We start from the raw sequence: 18,364 nt of genomic DNA on the forward strand, positions 1-18,364 counted from the left end.
CATTGTTCCTCGAACTTACTCCGGCAGGGGTGTGCAGCTTTTGATGGCACTGATGGGTCAGGATGCTTGGATTTTGGCCTGTTGCTCAACAAAAGGCGACTGTTTAAAGCGAATTGCTGCGAAAACACAACCAGACAAAAATCTACAACCGAGACCTTGACCTTTTGGTAGGGTGATCTAGGTTCGAGATTCGATGTCGTGATTGCGACACTTGATGAGTGAATATTAGGATAGCCATTGCGTGGCCAGCAATACGATCTTTTGATTTTGAAAACGACATTTGGGGGCTTCCATGGACGACGTTCTGTCACCTGCCGATTTCATCCAGGCCAGCCGTGTACTGAAACTGTCGTCGCCCTTGGGTGAGGATCAGTTGTTGCCTGAACGGATGATGGTTGACGAAGGCGTCAATCGTCTGTTCGAGATCACCTTGTCGGTGCGCGCCAAGCGTGAGGCCGTCAAGCCGGAAGAGCTGATCGGCAAACTGGTCGATGTCTCCCTGGAAATCCGCCAGGGCGAATTGGATGGCGAGGGCGTGCGACGGCCCTTTAATGGACTTGTGACCAATCTGTCCGAAGGTCCGCCAGTCACACGGGGGTTACGCTCCTACACGCTGACTATCCGCCCGCAACTCTGGCTGTTATCACGCCGGTCCGATTGCCGGATCTGGCAGAACATGACGGCCATCCAGGTGATGGAGACATTGTTCTCTGAGCATGGCATTCCGGCCCCCGCATATGCCCCTCTGCATAAAACGCCGCCGTCGCGGGAATATTCAACGCAATGGAACGAGACCGATCTCGATTATCTGCTGCGTCGCTTCGAGCAAGAAGGGTTGTTCTTCTGGTTTGAACATGAGACCGGCGTTCACCGCCTGAAGGTCAGCGACAGCAAGGTAGCCTGGAGCAAGCCATCGGCTTCAGCAGAAGGCGAGCAGAATGTGCGTCTTGCCCAAGGCTCCTCGGATCGCAACCATATCAATGAATGGATGCGGCAGTTCTCCTATGTCCCCGGCCAGCGCGCCGGCGCGGACTGGAATTTCGAGACGCCAAGCACAGTTCCGCTCAACGTCACGCCGTCGCTGATCCAGATGCCAGGCGCCAAGCAGCGCGAGCTTTACGAATATCCAGCCCGCATCTCCGATGTCAAAGAGGCCGAAGTGGCCGAGACGTTTCGGATGCAGGCTGTGGAAGCCGATCATGAGCGGGTGACGGGCCAGTCCAATGTGCGTTTCCTGGAACCTGGCCGTCGGTTCACCCCTTACGAGGAGCCGCATCCGGAACATAAATACGAAGAGCATGTCATCACCCATATTACCCATTGGGTCGTTGATCGCTCCTATGAGACGACGGAGAACGAACCGGAATATCGCAATGCGTTCGAGGCTATTCCGTCGCGGGTTCCGCTGACGCCACATCGCGACACGAAACGCCCCCGCATTGAGGGGGCGCAGGTGGCGATCGTCGCCGGACCCTCCGGTGAAGAGATCCACACCGACCAGTATGGCCGCATCAAGGTCTGGTATCCCTGGGACCGCAAGGCAAAGAAGGATGGCAGCGACACTTGCTGGGTGCGGGTTGCCCAGAACTGGGCGGGCGGCCAGTGGGGAGGGCAGATCATCCCACGGATCGGCATGGAAGTTATGGTCGCTTTCATTGATGGCGATCCGGACCGGCCATTGGTGACGGGGGTGGTGCCCAATCCGAAGAATGCTGTGCCTTATGATCTTCCGGCCAATAAGACCCGGATGGTGCTGCGCTCCAACACCCACAAAGGTAGCGGCTTCAACGAGATGACTTTCGAGGACGAGAACGGCCAGGAGAACATGTTCTTCCATGCCCAGAAGGATCAGACGTCACGCGTGCTGAACGATCGCACCAAGCGCGTCGACCGGCATGAGGTCGCCTCCATCGGCGGCAACCGCGCCGTGGAAGTCGCGGGCAACCAGAAGCACGAAATCGGCGGCTCAGTGCATTTGACTGTAGGTGCAATTGGTGTTGGTGCTCAATGGCAGGCGAAACGCTATTCGGAAATGGCGAAAGTTACCGCAACAATGCTCGACGAAGCCGGAAGAGATTCTGGCCGACCTTCTGAAATCAAGCCATTTACTGACGCTATAAGCGGCCTCGCTTTAGGATATTTTGATAGCCAGAGCTTGGATGCCAGAGACAATCTTATTTCGAATGCCTCACCGCGGACGGACGCTGGAGATATGATGCGGGCATCCGGCTCCTTGGTGGGCGAAGTGATGAGCAACTTGTTCCCACAAACGGGAGTGATGAACACCGTTGTTGGGAGCTTCCGCTCAGAAACTGTCGGTATGGCTAGCGTTGAGCAGGTAGGGGTCACCAAGGTTGTCAATGTTGGTAAGACCCTTCAAAGCAATATTGGAAAAAAGTCAGTCAGCGTCGTCGGTGATGAACAGGAAACCCATGTCGGGAAACGAAAATCTATCAACGTAGGCAACGAGTTCACGATCGAGGTTGGTACGCGGTTCTCCATCAAGGTAGGAAGCTCTTCCCTAACCATGGAGAAAGATGGAACTATATCAATCACCGCAGGCAAAACGACTACTGTTAAAGGTGGCGGCGCGCAATTTACCATTGGTCCAGGGCCAATTCTCTATACCCCTGTTATCGTTCAGGGGCAGTCACCAGGCCCCGGCGCACCGAGTGTCCCCCGAAAAACACGTAAACCTTTTGCCGAGGAGTGCCGATATGCTTCCGCCAATGCGAGCACGTCACAATGATGGACCGCAGCAATCATGCGCTAGTTCAAGATTCAGCGAGTTAAACTCGCAACCATCAAGGAGAATTTGTGGTACAATGCTGACTCTGACGTTGGCGTATGGGCATTGCTCGATGGCCAATGGGCGCCAAACCTCGCTCACGAACTCATTAATAGCAAGTTAGAGTTCTGCAGCCTGTTTGAAGGCCCTATCGAGAATGATCGCATTATCAATAGTCCGTATCTTGTTCGACTGGAGCCGGACAACCGGCTCACCGACTGGCTCCTGAGTGAGGGATGGTCGAAAGGTTGGGGTGTATATTTTCAGGTTTCGTGTGAAACACTGAGTCGCGAATACCCTTCGACGAATTCTGAACACATTGCCCGCAAGCGTGCAGCCGGGGAGTTCTTCGGTTCGGATGGCTTGGAAGTTCTTGAGGACGCCACGATATTGCGGTTGAGGCGGCATTTCCGCAAATTCACCCGGGTCCGCCTTTTTCCCAACGATCGGATTGTCGTGTTCCGCTTCTACGATCCGCGACATTACGTACTTATTTGATGAATGCAGACTATTATGAGCTAAGACAATTCGCCGGTCCTATTCGCCTGTTCATTTTCGAGGATTACTGTATGCGGCGTCCACGCCCCATTGATTTTTCAGTTGCAGCGGCTTGATAGTTTTGCCTGGGGGCCGGATGTGAGCTCACCGATGAGTATCTGACGAGCTCATTGTGAGGCCTTGATACGGGTGGCATAGGCCCAAGGCATCAGGGCATCGATGTCTTTCACGAGGTGGCCGTTTGCGAGGCGGGTGAAGAGGTCGCAAAGATAGGCGTAAGGTTCAACGCCGTTCATTTTGCAAGTGCCGATAAGACTGGCAAACCGAGCCCAATTGCGGCCCCCTTCATCGTGCCCCGCAAAGAGCGCATTGCGGCGGTTCATGGCCGGGCGGCGGATCGCGTTTTCCACCAGGTTGGAGTCGATATCGACATGGCCATCGTCCAGGAACAGCCGGAATCCGTCCTGTCGCGTCAGCATATAGGCCAGGGCTTTTCCGAGGTCAGATTTGCGTGAGACGCGCGCGGCCTGGGCTGCCAGCCAGGTGAAGAACTCCTCCACCAGCGGGAGGGACAGGTCCTGTCGAACTGCCCGGCGATGTTCGGGGTCTGAGCCTCGGATACTGTCTTCGATCTTGTAGAGCGCGGCGATCCGCACCAACGCCTCGTCGACGATGGGCGATCCGCTCTTTGGCGTGGCCTTGATCAGCTTTCTGCGCCCGTGTGCCCAACAGAAAGCCAACTTCAGCGGAGCGCCGCCGATACGATCGGACGTAGCGAGATGAGAGTAACCGCCGTAGGCATCCACTTGGATTGTGCCGTTGAACCCGTCAAGGATCTCAGCGGCATATTCTCCTTTACGCCCGGGCCGATAATGGAACACCACACCTGACGGAGCAGAACCATTCCAGCCGCGGTCGTCACGCAGCACGGCCCAGAGATAGCCGGTCTTTGTCTTGCCTCGCCCAGGATCCAGCACCGGGGCGGTCGTTTCGTCGACATAGAGGCGCGTGCTTTCCCACAGCAGCCGTTTGGCCATGTGGTCGACCACCGGTGCGATTTCGCTACCCGTGCGCCCCATCCAATCGGCCAGCACCGTGCGGTCGATTGGCACGCCGTGTCGCGCCATGACCTCGGCCTGACGGTTGAGGGGCATGTGTTCGGAATGCTTGGAGACGGCAATCTCCGCCAGAAGGGCCTCCGTCGGCCAGCTCCCTTCCAGAAGATGCGCCGGCGCTCTGGCCTGGACGACGCCGGTTCGACCCTTGGGGCATGCGTATTTCGGGCGGATCGTGACGATCACCTCGTAGCGCGCCGGGATCCGGTCGAGCCGTTCCGTCCGGTCCTCGCCGATCCGGACCATGTTGCCGCAACCGCAGGGACAAACGATGCTATCGGGCTCGATCACGCGCTCGACCCGCGGCAGGTGTTCGGGCAGTGCACGGGCCTTGCGCTCCTTGCGAGAAACGGCCTTGTCCGGATCGCCAACCTCTCCAGAATTGCCAGCCTTTTCGGGATCATCTGCGCTGGCTTCGATCTTCTTCTCGACGGCGGCGATCCGCGCCTGTGTTTCGGCAATCGCCGTTTCAAGGTCTTCCAGTGCCAGTTCCATCTGCGCCGGATCGAGCTTTTCCGATTTTGGCCCGAACTTCGTGCGCCTGTAGTCGTGAACCTGCCCCTCAAGCTTCTCGATCAGTTCCTTCAGCTCAGTGATGAACGCGTCCTTTTCGGCAACGACCGCCTGCTCATGCTGGCGTGCCGCACGCTCGACCGACAGTTCGAACTGCATCGCCGCAAAGGCTTTGACTACCTCTGGCGGAAGGTCCGGAAACAGGCTGAGATCAATAGGTTGCGACATGCCGCTTTATAGCAAAGCAGCTCAAAAAATCCAAATAAAACAATAGAAAGACGGCCGAACAATCATCCTGCCGCCGACGGCGCGGTCACCCGTTGCGCCATCACCCGCCGCCAGTCAAGACCTTCGAACAAAGCCTCATATTGACCCCTGGAAAGACGCATCGTCCCATCCTGAACCTTGGGCCAGGCAAAGCTTCCATGTTCAAGAATTTTGTAAGTTGGACACCTCGATTTACCGGTCGCAGTTGGCAAGATGGTGCCGTGGATGTATTTCCGCGATGAACTCGCGCGGATGATCGCCCATTTTTTGTGATGATTGCCGCATCTGCGGCATGCATTTCGGCCTTCCGGCCAGCTGCGCGTTATGCGGTCCGTGGTTTTCCAGTCAGCCAGACATAGCGAAGCATGTTGTAGGTGATATTGGCCATGCCGATCTTCACCCTCGCTCGGCTGATTCCGATGGTGCGCACGAAGAGCTTCATCTTGTCCTTCTGCCGCGCAAAGACATGTTCGATGGCGGAGCGGACCTTCGAACGACGGCCGTTGGCGCGCGACATCGCCTCCGGCATGGGTTTGCCCTTTGGCTTCTTCTGATGGATGTCGGACTTTAGGCCATTGTCCTGCAACCATTCCTCGTTGGTCTTGGAGCGATAGGCCGTATCGGCCCAGACCGTCGACGCGGTATTGTCTTTGGTCACTACGTTTCGAAGCTGGGCTCCGTCATGGGCGCTCGCACTCGTCACCGTCCATCCCCGGATAAAGCCATGGGCTCGGTCGATGCCTGCATGGTTTTTGTAACCAAACATTGGAATGGCAATATCGTGCTGGCCAGTCGTCGTCGACGTCGGCGTCTCCGTTGGCCGTTTCGCCTTGGAATACTTCACTGTCCATCGCGCGTCGCGGTCCTTCTGGGCCAGCCTGGCGGGTTTATCCTTCCAGTCCTCAGGGATTTCGCCGGCCTTGATCGCGTCTTTCTCGTCCTGGCTGTTATGTTGCTTGGGAGCCTGGATGATCGTGGCGTCAACGATCTGCCCGCCTTTGGCCAGATATCCGGAACGTGAGAGATGCTTGTCGAAACGGGCAAACAGATTATCAATGGCACCTGCACGCACCAAACTCTCTCGGAACAGCCAGATCGTCTTGGCATCCGGCACCTTCTGCGAAAGGGAAAGGCCAAGGAAACGCATAAACGACAGCCGGTCCTGGATAACAAACTCCGCTTGGTCGTCGGAGAGATTATAAAGCGCTTGCAGCACCAGGATTTTAAACATCAGAACCGACGGAAATGGTGGACGTCCACCCTTCGATCCGTCGGACCGCTTCAGCGCCTTCGCTAAAGGTTTTTCAAATATCGCCCATGGAATGATGCTGTTGAGCTTCTCCAGCGGATCGCCGACGGCACTCAGCCGTTCGTAACGATCATCCAAATCCCAAAAGCCCGGTTGCCCACGCATCATCCGCTCCCAGAAAATCACACTGGCCGGATTGAATCATGAAACGCGGAAAATGGGGAGGTTTTTAGAGGTGTCCAGTTAGCACCATTCCTGTGCCATCCCACACCAGGATCTTCAGACGATCCCCGCGCTTCGACCGGAAGATCACCGTCACCCCGGAATGCGGGTCCAGCTTCAACTCGGTCTGCACCATCAAAGCCAGCGCCTGATGCCCACAGCGGAAGTCAACCGGACGGGTTGCGATCAGGATCGGCAGTCGTTGGCCCGCGACGATCATGACGCTCCTCGCACAGCGTGAACCAGAGCGGCGACCCGTTCAACGGGCACATTATTAGGAACCCGCATCACAACGTCTGAGCCAATCTCCAACGTCAAAACCTGCACACTCGGCCCGTCGGAGGCCAGCTTCGGCAGCGGCAAACGATTGACAGGCTCAGGCGGCTCCGCAGCGATTGCCAGAGGAACAAATGACGGCTCGACACCATCGTGCTCCGACGGCGTCGTTGCCGCCGCAAACGGCAGCACCAGAATGCCGTCACGCACTTGACGTCGCCAATCGGAAAGCTGGTTTGCTATAACGCCGTGACGGCGCGCGACATCCACAACACGAACACCAGGCTCAAAGCTTTCCGCCACGATCCGCGCCTTCACATCATCCGGCCAACGCCGGTTACCGCGGCGCGGCTCGACAACTTCGTAGCGACCAACAAATCCATCATCTGCCATGCAAATCTCCAGATAAAACTGGAAACCTTCTCGCATACGCAGCAAGCCTCAAAATACACCCAATCCAATGGGGCGGAGACCGCGCTTACGGATTACTCCGAAGTCGAGAGTCTTAACGCTCCTGGCAACATGCTGATGTTCTCAGTGTCGTGTGACGAAGATGGTACGAGGGCTAAAATTCGCGCAGGCATTCTGGATATTCGCCTACGAGAAGTAAGGGAGCTTGCATCCTCACCAAACTATATCGCGCCGGTCGGGAGTTCCCATCAACGGGAGGTTCAGCAGTTACGCGACGAAACTGATACGGGGGCGCCTTACCCCCGCATTGGCGCTCATCATGTTGAGGCGTTTCAAAAGGTCGAAGATGCGAAGTTTAGAGAGCAAGTTGCAACTGGACTTATTGAATGCCTCGGGGCCGAAAGAAACATTAATCTGGAGGAGGCACGAACAATCAGCAAGCTGGAAATCGAGCGTGGGAAACAACACGGCTTAACGACAAAGACGGACTTGATCAATTTCGTAATTTGCTCAGCAAGACATAGTCAATTCCCTCAGAAGTATCCGATCGCGAATGAGGCGCTTTCATCGGCAGAAGGCGGGGACGAATTCAGTCAAGAAAAGCTCTCCAGATTGCTTCATCGATGGGCGGCTCAGGAACAACGGGAAGTTCTCGAATGAGTGACAGCAGTGTGTCTAACTCGTTGGCTAAGTTACAAGCTCAGGCAGGTGGGCAGCAGAACACGGACGAAGTCTGCCAGAACTGCAGTTGTAAAGTGGAGGTGGGTGCTTTCAACGTAGTAACAGTAAAAGATCCGACGGGTTATATAGATAGTAAGGCACAATTTGGGCATTTGTTTATCCGCTATACGTTAGCCGATGGCACGGTCCGCTTCTACCGTGGCGGCCCGACCTCGGGTAACAAGCTCTCAGGTGCGCCTGGGATAACGGAATATAATCATCAAAATTCTCAGCCTTCTGGGAAATTTAGGCCATCTGACCAGACTACTTTGGATGACGGATGGTGGAGCAAAATGAGTGTGTTTGGCGCGATCATAACGCACACGGGGAATTGGAGGGGAAGTTACGAGCAGAGGACATTTGAAAGCTCTCCGCAAGGCATTATCACGATTGCGGAAGGTCCAGAACATTGCGGTTACCATGATAAATTCATTGCGATTATGAGAGATATTTCAGCTGCGCGAATTGAGTATGAAATACAAGGGCCGAACAGTAATTCGGTCGCGTACACAATATTGAAACACACTGGCCTTCCAACGCGGAAACCTTCAACATCTATAAATCCTGGTTGGGGAACGGACCTACTGATTGCCAGGTAAAAATAAGCCAGGAGGGCTGTGATGAATTCAGACGAACAAAAGATGTTGTTGATCGGTTTTCCGCAAAACGGGAGAGTGCTCACATTTGACGACTGGAATAGACGGGACGAGGCAGGTGCTACAGCGTACTATGCGGAAATTTTAATGGGTAAAAGGCGGGAGGAAATTAGGCGCATTGTTGACCACGAAGTTCGTCTTGAGGCGGAAGGCGCCCATGATGCTAGCAACATATATTATAGTGATGTCGAAGATGACCCAGCGAAAGCAGTAATCTCCTATCGCTTCGGACTTAAGGATCCTAAACAGGACACGGTTATGGCCGCAATGATGTGGGAGGTTTACCTTACGTTTAACGAACAAGGCGTTGTCTCTAAAGTTGTCGCTGAGGCGAGCATATTGGCACCCTAAGCAACGCTGTTACCTAAAGAAACGCTTACGAGGTCCAACCTGTGAGAGCTCTCAAGATAGCGCTTACATTTAGTCTAATTGCATTTCTCTGTATCCTTCTAGGATATAAGACGGCTATGTGGGCTGCCATTAATGGTCTATATGAGTGCAGCAATGACATTGCATGCCCAGTTATTGTGATGTTCATAAGTGGACCGCTAATTAGCATTGGCTACGCAGCCTTGACTGGCTGCATCTTTCTCGCGTGGCGATATGTTTCCCGGAGTAGAAGAGGCAGTTGATTGAGCCTCACACTGAAAAGCGAATGCACTTCGAACTTTTGTAAGCAAAAGTTGGCCGGCTCAATATTTTACATTCGGCGAAGCTGTGGACTTGTGCCAACCCACTGTACGTCGTCGATGAATACCTGATGTCCATCCTCAATGGAAGTAGACGATGACTAGACCGAGACTCAGCCTTCTTCGAAAGGAGCAGTTCCACGACGAGGCGATGTATGCGATCAATCGGCTCGACGTCGACCGACACAAACAAGATGCCTGGATGGTCAACATGTCGCGCGGCGGGAAATCGATCCACATGACCTTCAGTGACAGCACCTATGGTGGCAAGGAACAGGCGCTGGAAGTGGCGCAAGCCTACCGCGATGCCGTTCTCCGGGTCGTACCCCCATTGACCAACAATGATATGCGGATGTTGGTGCGCAAAAATCGCTCAGAAGGCAGTAGCGTGCCGGGCGTCTATTTTATCGGACCTACCGGGGCACATAAAAGCGGTATCTGGATGGCTCGTATTGAGATCGCCCTCGATGATAACACGCCGGTCCCTGCGGGAAAGCGCCGCCGCCGACAGTTCACGCGCACCTTCAACGTCAGCAAATTCGGCTATGAGACAGCCCGCCGCATGGCGGAAGAAGAACGCATTCGTATGGTCCTGGCTGTCGAAAATGGCGAAGATCCGGCTTTACGCAGCCCGCAAGCTTTGAAACTTCATGACAAGCTTACCCTAGACGACAACGACGATTAGAAGGCATTGTCATCAGCACTACCAAAAAACGGCCCGTTTTTTGGTAGTAGTGAATAGACCGATATTGGCGTTAGAAAATCACGAGAAGACCCGTTGCGGAAATCAGCGCAAGGGTAAATCCACCCTTTGGTCTTTTCTGGCGAGTTTAAAGACACCGACAATTTGCGCCGCCGTATCATGATTTTGCGTCTGTCTCCGAGATTGTGAACCTTGTCTCAACGAATGTGCGTCGCGGGATCGCTTCCGTCTCAAATAATTTGCACCAAAATCACCATTTATTGCGCCTCAGAACAATCACTATTCCGCGCCGCTACACCTCATCATCAGAAAGTCGATGTTTCCTGTGGTTTTGAGGGATCTTCCCGCCAGTCCTGCTTTCGCGTCCCTTTCGTTGCCACATCTTGATTGTCATACCGGAAGACAGGTAAAACAAAGGGCGCTGGTGCAGGGATCGGCAAACGTGCGGAACCTGGTCTTTGATGGCCCTGCTTATTCGGTTTCTCCCGTCAAGGCTTGGCGACGAACGGATGGCGTCCGCAAGCAAGCATAGCGCGGCTGGCCACCAAGCGTCATGCGACGTGGGGCTTCCCAGCCCGCCGTTGCTTCCGGCGTTTTCCAAGGAGTCAAACTGCCACGGCGGCAAAGACCCCCTCATACTCCGCCCAGTTCGTCAATTTGAACTTCATCTTACCGATGTGACGGCGGCGGGCGGTGTTATGTTTGTGCGGCATCCGGGATCAATCAACCTGTTTTTGATCCCGGCGTATAGACGTAGAACATTGAAATTTGATCTCCGCACCAACGCGCTACCGCATCTATGTCGAGCGTATCGCGCCGGAACAGAACATGGCGCGGTTCTATGCGCTTGCTGTTCAACCGACATTGTTCGGAGAGGTGTCGCTTGTGCACGCCTGGGGCCGGATCGGAACGCGCGGACAGCAGATGGTGCATCTGTTCGACAATGAGAGCCAGGCCATTAACCTGTTCCTCGACGTGCTTCGCGAGAAGCCCAAACGAGGTTATCGGCCAAAACGACCTGTGGACATCCAGCGGATCTGACCCTCGTCCCAATCCTTGCCGATGACAATCCGCTCATAAGCTGACACGGATTTTATCTTTGTGACAAGATGCAAGGAATTTCCATGACCACCACCAATGAAATCGCCGACAAGATCGCCGCCGACAACGGCCTGACAAAGGTTCAGGCCAAGGGCATCGTCGAATCCGTGTTCCAGGCCATCGCCGACGCCGCAGGCTCCGACGCGGAAACGTCAATCCCCGGCTTCGGCAAATTTAAGGTGAGTGCGACGTGAAAGTTGCCTAAGTAATTGTTTGTACGGGATTTATATTCCGGGACAAACCTGATGTTCCGTCATCAGTAGCCTACCGGCACATGCGGGACTGGTAACGGTCCGGTTTGAAGCTGTCGGGACAATGTAGCCGGGCCTTCGGGCCATGCCGATGTCGTGAGGCTGAGGCATCTTCTGCGAGCATCAGTGCGGATGAGGCGCTAGGCTGGGTGGTATGATCAATGCAAATGAACTGCTGATAAACGTCGTGAAATTTGACAAGCCAAAGATGCTGACAGGCTTGAACCAAAAGGTGTGCGGTCGGCTGCTTCCCTTTACTTTGGAGGCACACGGACGAAGGACCGCCGGCGGATAGGCAGGATCTAACCCACCCGCGTTATTTAGGTGAAACACGGTAAACCCGTATCGTCGCCCGGCAACGGGCAGGCCGACCGCAAGGAAAGTTGTTGGCGGTGCGGGCAGAGGATGTCGGAGAAAGCGAACGCCGGACTGTAATGGTTTGGACAGGGGTTGCGGCTCGCCAACATCACCCCGCCCGAAAGGGGGCAGACTTCCGACGGGTCTCCCGTCGCGAGAGAATGTGCAGAACCCTCGGCAGGAGGACAGGCAAATGACGGTCACAACAGTGACTGGTGCGGCCTCCCGCGAAGCGGTGAGCTGGGACCAGATTGACTGGCGCAAGGCTTACCAACACGTGCGACGGCTGCAGATGCGTATTGCGAAGGCGGTTAGGGAAGGTCGCTGGGGCAAGGTGAAAGCCTTGCAACGGCTGCTGACCCACTCGTTCAGCGGCAAAGCGCTTGCCGTGAAACGGGTTACTGGAAATCAGGGAAAGAGAACACCCGGAGTGGACCGGATCATCTGGGACACACCGGGTAAGTGCGTCAGAGGATTATTGTCGCTCAACGGCGTGGGTATCATCCTTTGCCGTTGAGGCGGGTATATATCCCGAAAGCAAATAGCAAGAAACTGCGTCCGCTCGGTATTCCGACGATGAAGGACAGGGCCATGCAGGCACTTCACCTGCTCGCTCTGCTACCTGTCGCGGAAACGACGGCAGACCCGAATTCGTACGGTTTCCGACCGTTTCGAGCGACCCGTGATGCGGCCCGCCAGTGCTATATTGCTCTGCGCGGACGAGGCACGGCGGAATGGGTCTTAGATGCGGACATTGCTGGTTGCTTCGACGAAATCAGCAAAGACTGGCTCATCGCCAACATCCCCATGGACAAGGTGGTGCTCCGGAAATGGCTGGACTCCGGTTACATACAGGATGGTGATTGGCACGCGACGAAAGCGGGTACTCCGCAAGGGGGAATAATCTCGCCCACGCTCGCTAACATGGCCTTGGACGGAATGGAAAAGATGTTACGGGACTTCTACGGCCCAAGACGTCGCAACAGCCTGACCAAGGTCCACTTGATACGTTACGCCGATGACTTCGTCGTCACAGGTGCTTCGAAAGAGGTGCTTGAGGAGGCGAAATCTCTAGTCGAGGACTTTCTGTCGGAACGAGGTCTGTCTCTGTCTGAAGAAAAGACTCGCATCGTGCGGGTCGAGGAAGGTTTCGACTTCCTCGGCTGGAACGTGCGCAGATATGATGGGCATACCCACATCAAACCCGCCAAAAAGAACGTGGTGGCGTTTATGCGCAAGATTCGGACGATCATCAAGGGTGCCGCCGATGTGAAGCAGGAGTATCTGATAATGCGGCTGAACCCGGTCATAAGGGGATGGACCAATTATCATCACAACCAGGTGGCGAAGGAGACCTTCCGCAAGGTCGATCATCTCATCTGGAAGTGTCTCTGGCAGTGGGCCTGTCGTAGACACCCGGACAAGCCGCTTCGCTGGGTGAAGTATCGTTACTTCGCTCGGGAAGGTACACGAGACTGGGTATTCCGCGCAGGGATGAAGGATAAGGCAGGAAACCTCAAGTTCATCCGCCTCATCCACGCGTCCGACGTACCGATACGTCGCCACTGCAAAATCCGGGCCGAAGCGAATCCTTTCGATCCCATGTGGGACAGCTACTTCGCCGGAAGGCGCGGTCTGCCGTCGGAAGTTACGGATCGGCCCGGTGATTCCACATCTCATACCGATGCACAGGAACTGGCGGCTCTGGTCAAACAGGGCTTGGCGGAGGCTTGAGCTGTATGCTGGGAAACTCGCACGTACAGTTCTTAGGGAGGAGCGGCCCGGCAACGGGTCGTTCCTACCCGACAAACATCACCTGAGCGCGAGGGTCGCAATCCCGCGACCGGAGAAAAAATGACTGTTGCAGCTTCGAAGAAGCTGACTTTCGCGCCTGCCAAGGCCCTCAAGGATGCACTGAACAAGTGATCTCTGACGTGGAGAGCCCCGCCGCAAGGCGGGGCATCCAGTCTCAGTCCCGGTTCGACCGGGACCAGATGAGGGAGAGGCCTTCCTCGCCCTCGACCTCGATCAGCGTTGCGTAGATCGGAGCCGGGAAGCTCGGGTCGTCGAGCTTAACGGAGAGGTAATCGCGACCTTCGTTCGAGGTCTTCTTCCAGGCAGCGCCGAATTCGACCGTAGCCCCGGCGAGGATGCGGTAGTCCGGGCCCTTTTCGGAAGTGCGCTCGACGGCGCGGATGGTTGCCTTGACGTTGAGGTTAAGGGTCTTGATGGTGCCGGAGAAGCCGTTGCCGGAAGCGGTGAAAGAGCCGATGGTTGCCATTGTCGTAATCCTTTTCGGTTGTTCGGGCCGCGTCCATCGCGGCCTCGATGGCAGTCGATAGGACCGGAGACGATCGGCCTGCACCTGAAGGGCCGAAACAGAGTGGAGGACGGCCAAAGGAGAGGCTTTCTTGATGATGTGGACACCCCCACCACTACCGCCGAGAATATCGGCAGGGACCAATCAAACGTTGGAAAGGAAACGGGATGTCCAGGCTGACAATCGGAATCGACCTTGCAAAGAATGTCTTCCAGGTTCACGGCATTGATGACAGCAGTCGTGTCGTGATCGCTCAGAAACTCCGGCGCACACACCTTCTTGCATTCTTTGCCAAGCTGGAGCCGAGTCTGATCGGCATGGAGGCGTGCGGCTCCGCGCATCACTGGGCTCGCGAACTGACAGGCATGGGCCATGAGGTCAAGCTGATGGCGCCGGCTTATGTGAAGCCGTACGTGAAGCGGGGGAAGAACGACATGGTGGATGCCGAGGCGATCTGCGAGGCTGTGACCCGGCCGACCATGCGGTTCGTTCCAATCAAAACCGCGTCGCAGCAGTCGATCCTGATGGTGCACAAGTCGCGTGCTCTCCTCATCCGGCAGAGGACCATGCTGGTGAACGCCTTACGAGGCCATCTCACCGAGATCGGCATCGTGGCGCCGGTCGGGATCGAAAGAACGGCAGAGCTCGTCGAGCGGGTGCTCGCACACGAGCCGACAGAGCTGGACGTTCCGCCGCTCGTGACTGACATTGTCGTATCCTTGGCCAGGCAAATCGACTCCCTGACCGCCGAGGTCAGGACACTTGAAGCCAAGATACGCGAATGGCAACGAACGAGCGAAGCAGGCCGCAGGCTTGCGACGATCCCGGGCGTCGGCGTCATCACTGCCACAGCACTGGCGGCGACGGTGCCTGATGCGTCAGTCTTCAGGTCGGGGCGAGAATTTGCCGCATGGCTCGGGCTGACGCCACGATCGAATTCGTCTGGAGGAAAAGAGCGCCTCGGCAGGATCACGAAGGCCGGGAACCGATATCTGCGAACGCTGCTGATCGTCGGCGCGACAGCCGTCCTCAGGCATGTCAGGCATAAGATGCACGGGCCGCTCATCGAGTGGGTCAGGAAATTGTTGTTAACGAAGCCCCCGCGCCTGACGACCGTGGCGCTGGCGAACAAGATGGCGCGGATCGCATGGGCCGTGATGACTCGGCAGACGGTATACACAAACGCCATCGCATAGAAACCGACGCACCAGCGTCACCGAGTTCGGAGGGCCTGCCAGACGATCGTGATGAATACCGGTTCCGCCGGGGATCAGGACAACCCGTTCGCGAGACTGCATCTGCAGAATGCGCTTTTTTGATTGGGACCATGATCCGCGGATTTCATCAAGGCCCGCGGCCGTTCGGCCGATCATCAGAGAGGCCGGACATATGCGAGCAGCCAGCCGGGTTCAAAAAGATCAGAAGAAAGGCTTGACCGAGGGGGTGTCCACATATGCCTCGCGAGGAATGGCGGCTAAGCCGACAGGGGAAGAAAACGAGCCGGCCGTTGCGGATGCCGAGCGAGCCGAGCACCGCGAGGCGGTCTTTGGTCAGACATGCCCCATCGAGACCGCAGTGGACGTGCCAGCTGGCAGATAAAGGGGTACGGCAATGGCATCGTCGAGTGGTAACTAATGGGGGTGTATACATACCGCCAACAAACCCTGGTCGTATGGTCGAAGCCAGCGCCCACATATGGGAGATTGCCAGGAAAGGAACGTTGCATTTCCTCGCGTAGATTGGTTGTCGGACCATGCCTGGATATTCTCGGGTAAGCACTGCTATGTGACGCTGACGCGATTGCAGAATTTGCAGCAGGCTCCTTCAAGTCGATTGCCGCCATGGCTCAGATGCGCCACAAGCGGACTATTCAACGTGGGATGTCGAATGATAGCGCATGACCCGTTGAAGGTCGCCGCCCACTTGGCGGTCAAAAACTAGCCGCCCTTGGGCCGCGTGCAGAATTCTCACGCACGCTCCTATTGACAATCTGTGAGTTTGCTGGCTTTTCTCGCGAAGGTTCCGAGCACCTGCCGCCTGCAGACGCAAGTCACGGTAAAGCCCGGCATATGACGTTTTTTCTCACCCTCGAAGCATTTCGTTGGTGGCAATGCAGGCCCCCATCACAGTCGAAATGCCTCTTTGGAGGAGTGAGTGATGTCTTTGCGACAATCGCCCGAAAATCGTTTTCTGAGTGTCTCGCCAGGCAAAATTTTTGCCGCAACCGCGTTTCCTATGGTCGCCATCATGGTGATGAACGGGATGCTAGGTATTATCGACGCCGTCTTTTTGGGGCATTTCGTCGGTGCGGACGCCATGGCGGCCGTCGGCATGGCGTTTCCAGTTCTGATGCTGACGATCGCGCTTTCGACCCTTGTCAGCGGGGGAATGTCCAGCCTGCTGGCTCGCCAGCTCGGCGCCGACGACCGTAACGCGGCCAACGCGACCTTCGCCGGCGCGCATGGACTTGCGTTGACGACCGCGTCAGCGCTGATCGTGATCTTCTTTGCGGGCGGGTGGGCCTTCGCTCTGCACATTGCCGGCACCGATGGCCCGGTTGCCGAAATGGTGTGGATCTTCCTGGCAATCACCATATTCGGAACCCCGGTACAATTTCTGCTCGGTATTCATGCCGACGCCTGGAGGAACGAAGGACAGGCGGGATTGATGGCGCTCATGTCACTTGGGGTCACACTCATCAACATCCTGCTGAACTACATCCTGGTCGTCGTGCTTGAACTGGGCGTCGCGGGATCGGCTACGGGCACGGTTCTGGCACAGACGCTCGGACTGGTGCTTCTGGCGGGGCTACGCCCGTTCCTTGGGGGCATGATGCCGCTCAACAGCCTCTGGCGGAACCGATGGACGGGCAGTTGGAGGCGTATTGCTGCGCTGGGTGCCCCCGTCAGTCTGGGTTTTATCGGAATGGCGCTTTCAGCCGCCAGTGTGGTTCTCGCTCTCCGTCTTGCAGGCGCCACCGATTACGCCACGACCATTGCCGCCTACGGGATCGTGACACGCATTTTCAGTTTTGCCTTCCTGCCAATCATGGCGATCGCGATGGCGATGCAGAGCATCGTCGGCAACAATGTTGGAGCGCGGCTTTACTCCCGCTCGGATGCGGTCCTGCGGATCGCTGCAGCAACAACATTGCTCTACTGTCTTGCCGTCGAGGTTTTGTTGCTGAGCCAAGGCACAGTCGTCGGAGCGGCCTTTGTCGCTGATCCGGATGTGATCGGCGAGGTCGGCCGATTGCTTCGTCCCATGGCTGCGGTCTATCTCTTTTCCGGACCAGTTTTTGTGCTCGGGCTATATTTCCAAGCCATCGGCCAACCGGCCCGCGCGGCTCTTCTGACCGTGGTCAAGCCGCTTATCCTGTTGCCTGTCTTGGTCACGATCGCTGCGGCAATGTTGGGCGCGGATGCGATTTGGTTCGCCTATCCGTTGGCCGATGGCGTGGCCGCAGTCATCGCAACTCTTGTGCTCGCCGTCGCCCTGAAGGCGCGGGGAACCGCTGGTGTCGGGCTCAAGGCCCTGGGGACCATGTCATGACAGTCAGAAACATCGCAGAAGCCAAGGCGCACGCAAAATCTCTGAGGAGCGCACTTGCCGCCGACGGTACCGTGTTGGGCCATGCCCAGGCGCTGGAACTGATCGCCCGGCAGAACGGCGCGCGCGACTGGAACACCTTGTCCGCCCGCCTCGCCAACGCTGCTCCCCCTCCGTTCCATTTGCACCAAAGGGTACAGGGGCGGTATCTTGGGCACTCCTTCAAGGGCGAAATCAGCGCATTATCATCCTCGGGCTCGCACTATTGCGTAACTGTCCGTTTCGATGAACCGGTGGACACGGTTACCTTCGACAGCTTTTCGAACATGCGTCGAATGGTAAGAGGTACGGTGGATATCAATGGAACTTCCGTACGCAAGACATCAAACGGGACGCCGCACCTGACTTTAAGCGCGTTATGAGCCTCTGTGAGTTAAAGGTTCGCGGCCGATTTTTGCGGTGGCCAATGTCCGCAAAGGGCAGAATGCCGTCATGCCACGAGTGCGCCAAAGCGTCATCCGGCTCCGGCTAAAGGTCCCAATACTCCTTTTCACGATAGCAAGCGTATCCAGGATTATGGAAAAGGCGGGGGTTGGCTGGCGACGGCTTAGACAGCAGAGGTGATAGCCAGAGGCCGGGGGTGACCAATCGGCAGCACGGGTCGCGCACCCAATCCCGT

16 protein-coding genes and 5 pseudogenes are annotated in these 18,364 nt (G+C 56.3%); 13 read left to right on the forward strand and 8 right to left on the reverse strand.

Features of this window, described 5'->3' with window-relative positions:
• Window positions 1-292: 292 nt before the first annotated feature.
• Both tssI and V6582_RS21365 read left to right on the forward strand, forming a co-directional pair.
• Window positions 293-2,749 carry a type VI secretion system tip protein TssI/VgrG gene (gene tssI / locus V6582_RS21360; RefSeq protein WP_234889892.1) on the forward strand — a complete coding sequence of 819 codons (2,457 nt, stop codon included), beginning with the start codon at window positions 293-295 and terminating at the stop codon, window positions 2,747-2,749.
• Between the two features lie 105 nt (window positions 2,750-2,854).
• The gene (locus V6582_RS21365; protein WP_197434519.1) at window positions 2,855-3,286 is read left to right on the forward strand and encodes a DUF4123 domain-containing protein; all 432 of its coding nucleotides are present in this window, start codon (window positions 2,855-2,857) and stop codon (window positions 3,284-3,286) included.
• Window positions 3,287-3,453: 167 nt separating this feature from the next.
• Here the strand turns inward: V6582_RS21365 and tnpC are convergent, their stop codons facing one another.
• The 5 genes from tnpC to tnpA all read right to left on the reverse strand — a co-directional run bounded on the left by tnpC (window position 3,454) and on the right by tnpA (window position 7,321).
• Window positions 3,454-5,142 carry an IS66 family transposase gene (gene tnpC / locus V6582_RS21370; RefSeq protein ID WP_060718544.1) on the reverse strand — a complete coding sequence of 563 codons (1,689 nt, stop codon included), beginning with the start codon at window positions 5,140-5,142 and terminating at the stop codon, window positions 3,454-3,456.
• A gap of 62 nt (window positions 5,143-5,204) precedes the next feature.
• Complete coding sequence (gene tnpB, locus V6582_RS21375; RefSeq protein WP_349508969.1) at window positions 5,205-5,393, reverse strand: IS66 family insertion sequence element accessory protein TnpB; 189 nt, start codon at window positions 5,391-5,393, stop codon at window positions 5,205-5,207.
• Window positions 5,394-5,503: 110 nt separating this feature from the next.
• Complete coding sequence (locus tag V6582_RS21380; protein WP_349508847.1) at window positions 5,504-6,595, reverse strand: IS5 family transposase; 1,092 nt, start codon at window positions 6,593-6,595, stop codon at window positions 5,504-5,506.
• 64 nt (window positions 6,596-6,659) lie between these two features.
• Window positions 6,660-6,872, reverse strand: coding sequence for an IS66 family insertion sequence element accessory protein TnpB (tnpB, locus tag V6582_RS21385; RefSeq protein ID WP_349508970.1), 213 nt, complete (start codon window positions 6,870-6,872; stop codon window positions 6,660-6,662).
• Complete coding sequence (tnpA, locus tag V6582_RS21390; protein WP_060718545.1) at window positions 6,869-7,321, reverse strand: IS66-like element accessory protein TnpA; 453 nt, start codon at window positions 7,319-7,321, stop codon at window positions 6,869-6,871. Before tnpA ends, tnpB (V6582_RS21385) begins: the two co-directional genes overlap by 4 nt.
• Window positions 7,322-7,456: 135 nt before the next feature.
• Between tnpA and V6582_RS21395 the strand changes: the two genes are divergently transcribed.
• The 4 genes from V6582_RS21395 (at window position 7,457) to V6582_RS21410 (ending at window position 10,089) form a co-directional block, all read left to right on the forward strand.
• A complete protein-coding gene (locus V6582_RS21395) occupies window positions 7,457-7,999 on the forward strand; it encodes a hypothetical protein (RefSeq protein WP_349508971.1) in 543 nt (180 codons plus the stop codon).
• Window positions 7,996-8,658 carry a hypothetical protein gene (locus tag V6582_RS21400; protein WP_156634901.1) on the forward strand — a complete coding sequence of 221 codons (663 nt, stop codon included), beginning with the start codon at window positions 7,996-7,998 and terminating at the stop codon, window positions 8,656-8,658. The genes V6582_RS21395 and V6582_RS21400 overlap by 4 nt, the downstream gene beginning before the upstream one ends.
• Before the next feature lie 21 nt (window positions 8,659-8,679).
• Window positions 8,680-9,066, forward strand: a complete 387-nt coding sequence (locus V6582_RS21405; protein WP_156616717.1) for a hypothetical protein — start codon at window positions 8,680-8,682, stop codon at window positions 9,064-9,066.
• A 489-nt stretch (window positions 9,067-9,555) separates the two neighbouring features.
• On the forward strand, window positions 9,556-10,089 hold the full coding sequence (locus V6582_RS21410) for an AP2 domain-containing protein (protein ID WP_156634902.1): 534 nt from the start codon (window positions 9,556-9,558) through the stop codon (window positions 10,087-10,089).
• A gap of 537 nt (window positions 10,090-10,626) precedes the next feature.
• Here V6582_RS21410 and V6582_RS21415 read toward each other — a convergent pair.
• Window positions 10,627-10,775: pseudogene (locus V6582_RS21415) on the reverse strand (IS5/IS1182 family transposase); the annotation flags it as partial.
• 100 nt (window positions 10,776-10,875) lie between these two features.
• Between V6582_RS21415 and V6582_RS21420 the strand changes: the two are divergent.
• The 4 genes and pseudogenes from V6582_RS21420 to V6582_RS21435 all read left to right on the forward strand — a co-directional run.
• Window positions 10,876-11,148 carry a WGR domain-containing protein gene (locus V6582_RS21420; protein WP_156634903.1) on the forward strand — a complete coding sequence of 91 codons (273 nt, stop codon included), beginning with the start codon at window positions 10,876-10,878 and terminating at the stop codon, window positions 11,146-11,148.
• Between the two features lie 83 nt (window positions 11,149-11,231).
• Window positions 11,232-11,399, forward strand: a pseudogene (locus V6582_RS21425) (HU family DNA-binding protein); the annotation flags it as partial.
• Window positions 11,400-12,009: 610 nt separating this feature from the next.
• Window positions 12,010-13,550, forward strand: a pseudogene (gene ltrA / locus V6582_RS21430) (group II intron reverse transcriptase/maturase).
• 72 nt (window positions 13,551-13,622) lie between these two features.
• Window positions 13,623-13,742: pseudogene (locus tag V6582_RS21435) on the forward strand (HU family DNA-binding protein); the annotation flags it as partial.
• Between the two features lie 43 nt (window positions 13,743-13,785).
• Here V6582_RS21435 and V6582_RS21440 read toward each other — a convergent pair.
• Complete coding sequence (locus V6582_RS21440; RefSeq protein WP_041699667.1) at window positions 13,786-14,097, reverse strand: DUF736 domain-containing protein; 312 nt, start codon at window positions 14,095-14,097, stop codon at window positions 13,786-13,788.
• Window positions 14,098-14,303: 206 nt separating this feature from the next.
• Between V6582_RS21440 and V6582_RS21445 the strand changes: the two genes are divergently transcribed.
• From V6582_RS21445 to V6582_RS21455, 3 genes are all read left to right on the forward strand, one after another.
• Entirely contained in the window at window positions 14,304-15,332 is a 1,029-nt protein-coding gene (locus V6582_RS21445) for an IS110 family transposase (RefSeq protein ID WP_060718548.1), read from the forward strand.
• Window positions 15,333-16,293: 961 nt separating this feature from the next.
• A complete protein-coding gene (locus tag V6582_RS21450; RefSeq protein ID WP_156634937.1) occupies window positions 16,294-17,688 on the forward strand; it encodes an MATE family efflux transporter in 1,395 nt (464 codons plus the stop codon).
• The gene (locus tag V6582_RS21455; RefSeq protein WP_156634938.1) at window positions 17,685-18,107 is read left to right on the forward strand and encodes a glyoxalase superfamily protein; all 423 of its coding nucleotides are present in this window, start codon (window positions 17,685-17,687) and stop codon (window positions 18,105-18,107) included. Before V6582_RS21450 ends, V6582_RS21455 begins: the two co-directional genes overlap by 4 nt.
• 138 nt (window positions 18,108-18,245) lie before the next feature.
• On the opposite strand, the pseudogene V6582_RS27595 reads toward V6582_RS21455, so the two are convergent.
• A pseudogene (locus V6582_RS27595) lies at window positions 18,246-18,338 on the reverse strand (LysR family transcriptional regulator); the annotation flags it as partial.
• Window positions 18,339-18,364 lie beyond the last annotated feature (26 nt).

Source organism: Agrobacterium vitis (assembly GCF_037039395.1).
Classification (GTDB): Bacteria; Pseudomonadota; Alphaproteobacteria; order Rhizobiales; family Rhizobiaceae; genus Allorhizobium; species Allorhizobium vitis_E.

What these genes read in the sequence shown, in the direction of transcription:
- tnpB (WP_349508970.1), bottom strand. Translation starts at nt 6,872, where the DNA reads ATGATCGTCGCGGGCCAACGACTGCCGATCCTGATCGCAACCCGTCCG.
- V6582_RS21410 (WP_156634902.1), top strand. Translation starts at nt 9,556, where the DNA reads ATGTATGCGATCAATCGGCTCGACGTCGACCGACACAAACAAGATGCC.
- V6582_RS21400 (WP_156634901.1), top strand. Translation starts at nt 7,996, where the DNA reads ATGAGTGACAGCAGTGTGTCTAACTCGTTGGCTAAGTTACAAGCTCAG.
- V6582_RS21440 (WP_041699667.1), bottom strand. Translation starts at nt 14,097, where the DNA reads ATGGCAACCATCGGCTCTTTCACCGCTTCCGGCAACGGCTTCTCCGGC.
- tnpC (WP_060718544.1), bottom strand. Translation starts at nt 5,142, where the DNA reads ATGTCGCAACCTATTGATCTCAGCCTGTTTCCGGACCTTCCGCCAGAG.
- V6582_RS21445 (WP_060718548.1), top strand. Translation starts at nt 14,304, where the DNA reads ATGTCCAGGCTGACAATCGGAATCGACCTTGCAAAGAATGTCTTCCAG.
- V6582_RS21450 (WP_156634937.1), top strand. Translation starts at nt 16,294, where the DNA reads ATGTCTTTGCGACAATCGCCCGAAAATCGTTTTCTGAGTGTCTCGCCA.
- V6582_RS21455 (WP_156634938.1), top strand. Translation starts at nt 17,685, where the DNA reads ATGACAGTCAGAAACATCGCAGAAGCCAAGGCGCACGCAAAATCTCTG.
- V6582_RS21380 (WP_349508847.1), bottom strand. Translation starts at nt 6,595, where the DNA reads ATGCGTGGGCAACCGGGCTTTTGGGATTTGGATGATCGTTACGAACGG.
- tssI (WP_234889892.1), top strand. Translation starts at nt 293, where the DNA reads ATGGACGACGTTCTGTCACCTGCCGATTTCATCCAGGCCAGCCGTGTA.
- V6582_RS21405 (WP_156616717.1), top strand. Translation starts at nt 8,680, where the DNA reads ATGAATTCAGACGAACAAAAGATGTTGTTGATCGGTTTTCCGCAAAAC.
- tnpA (WP_060718545.1), bottom strand. Translation starts at nt 7,321, where the DNA reads ATGGCAGATGATGGATTTGTTGGTCGCTACGAAGTTGTCGAGCCGCGC.
- V6582_RS21395 (WP_349508971.1), top strand. Translation starts at nt 7,457, where the DNA reads ATGTTCTCAGTGTCGTGTGACGAAGATGGTACGAGGGCTAAAATTCGC.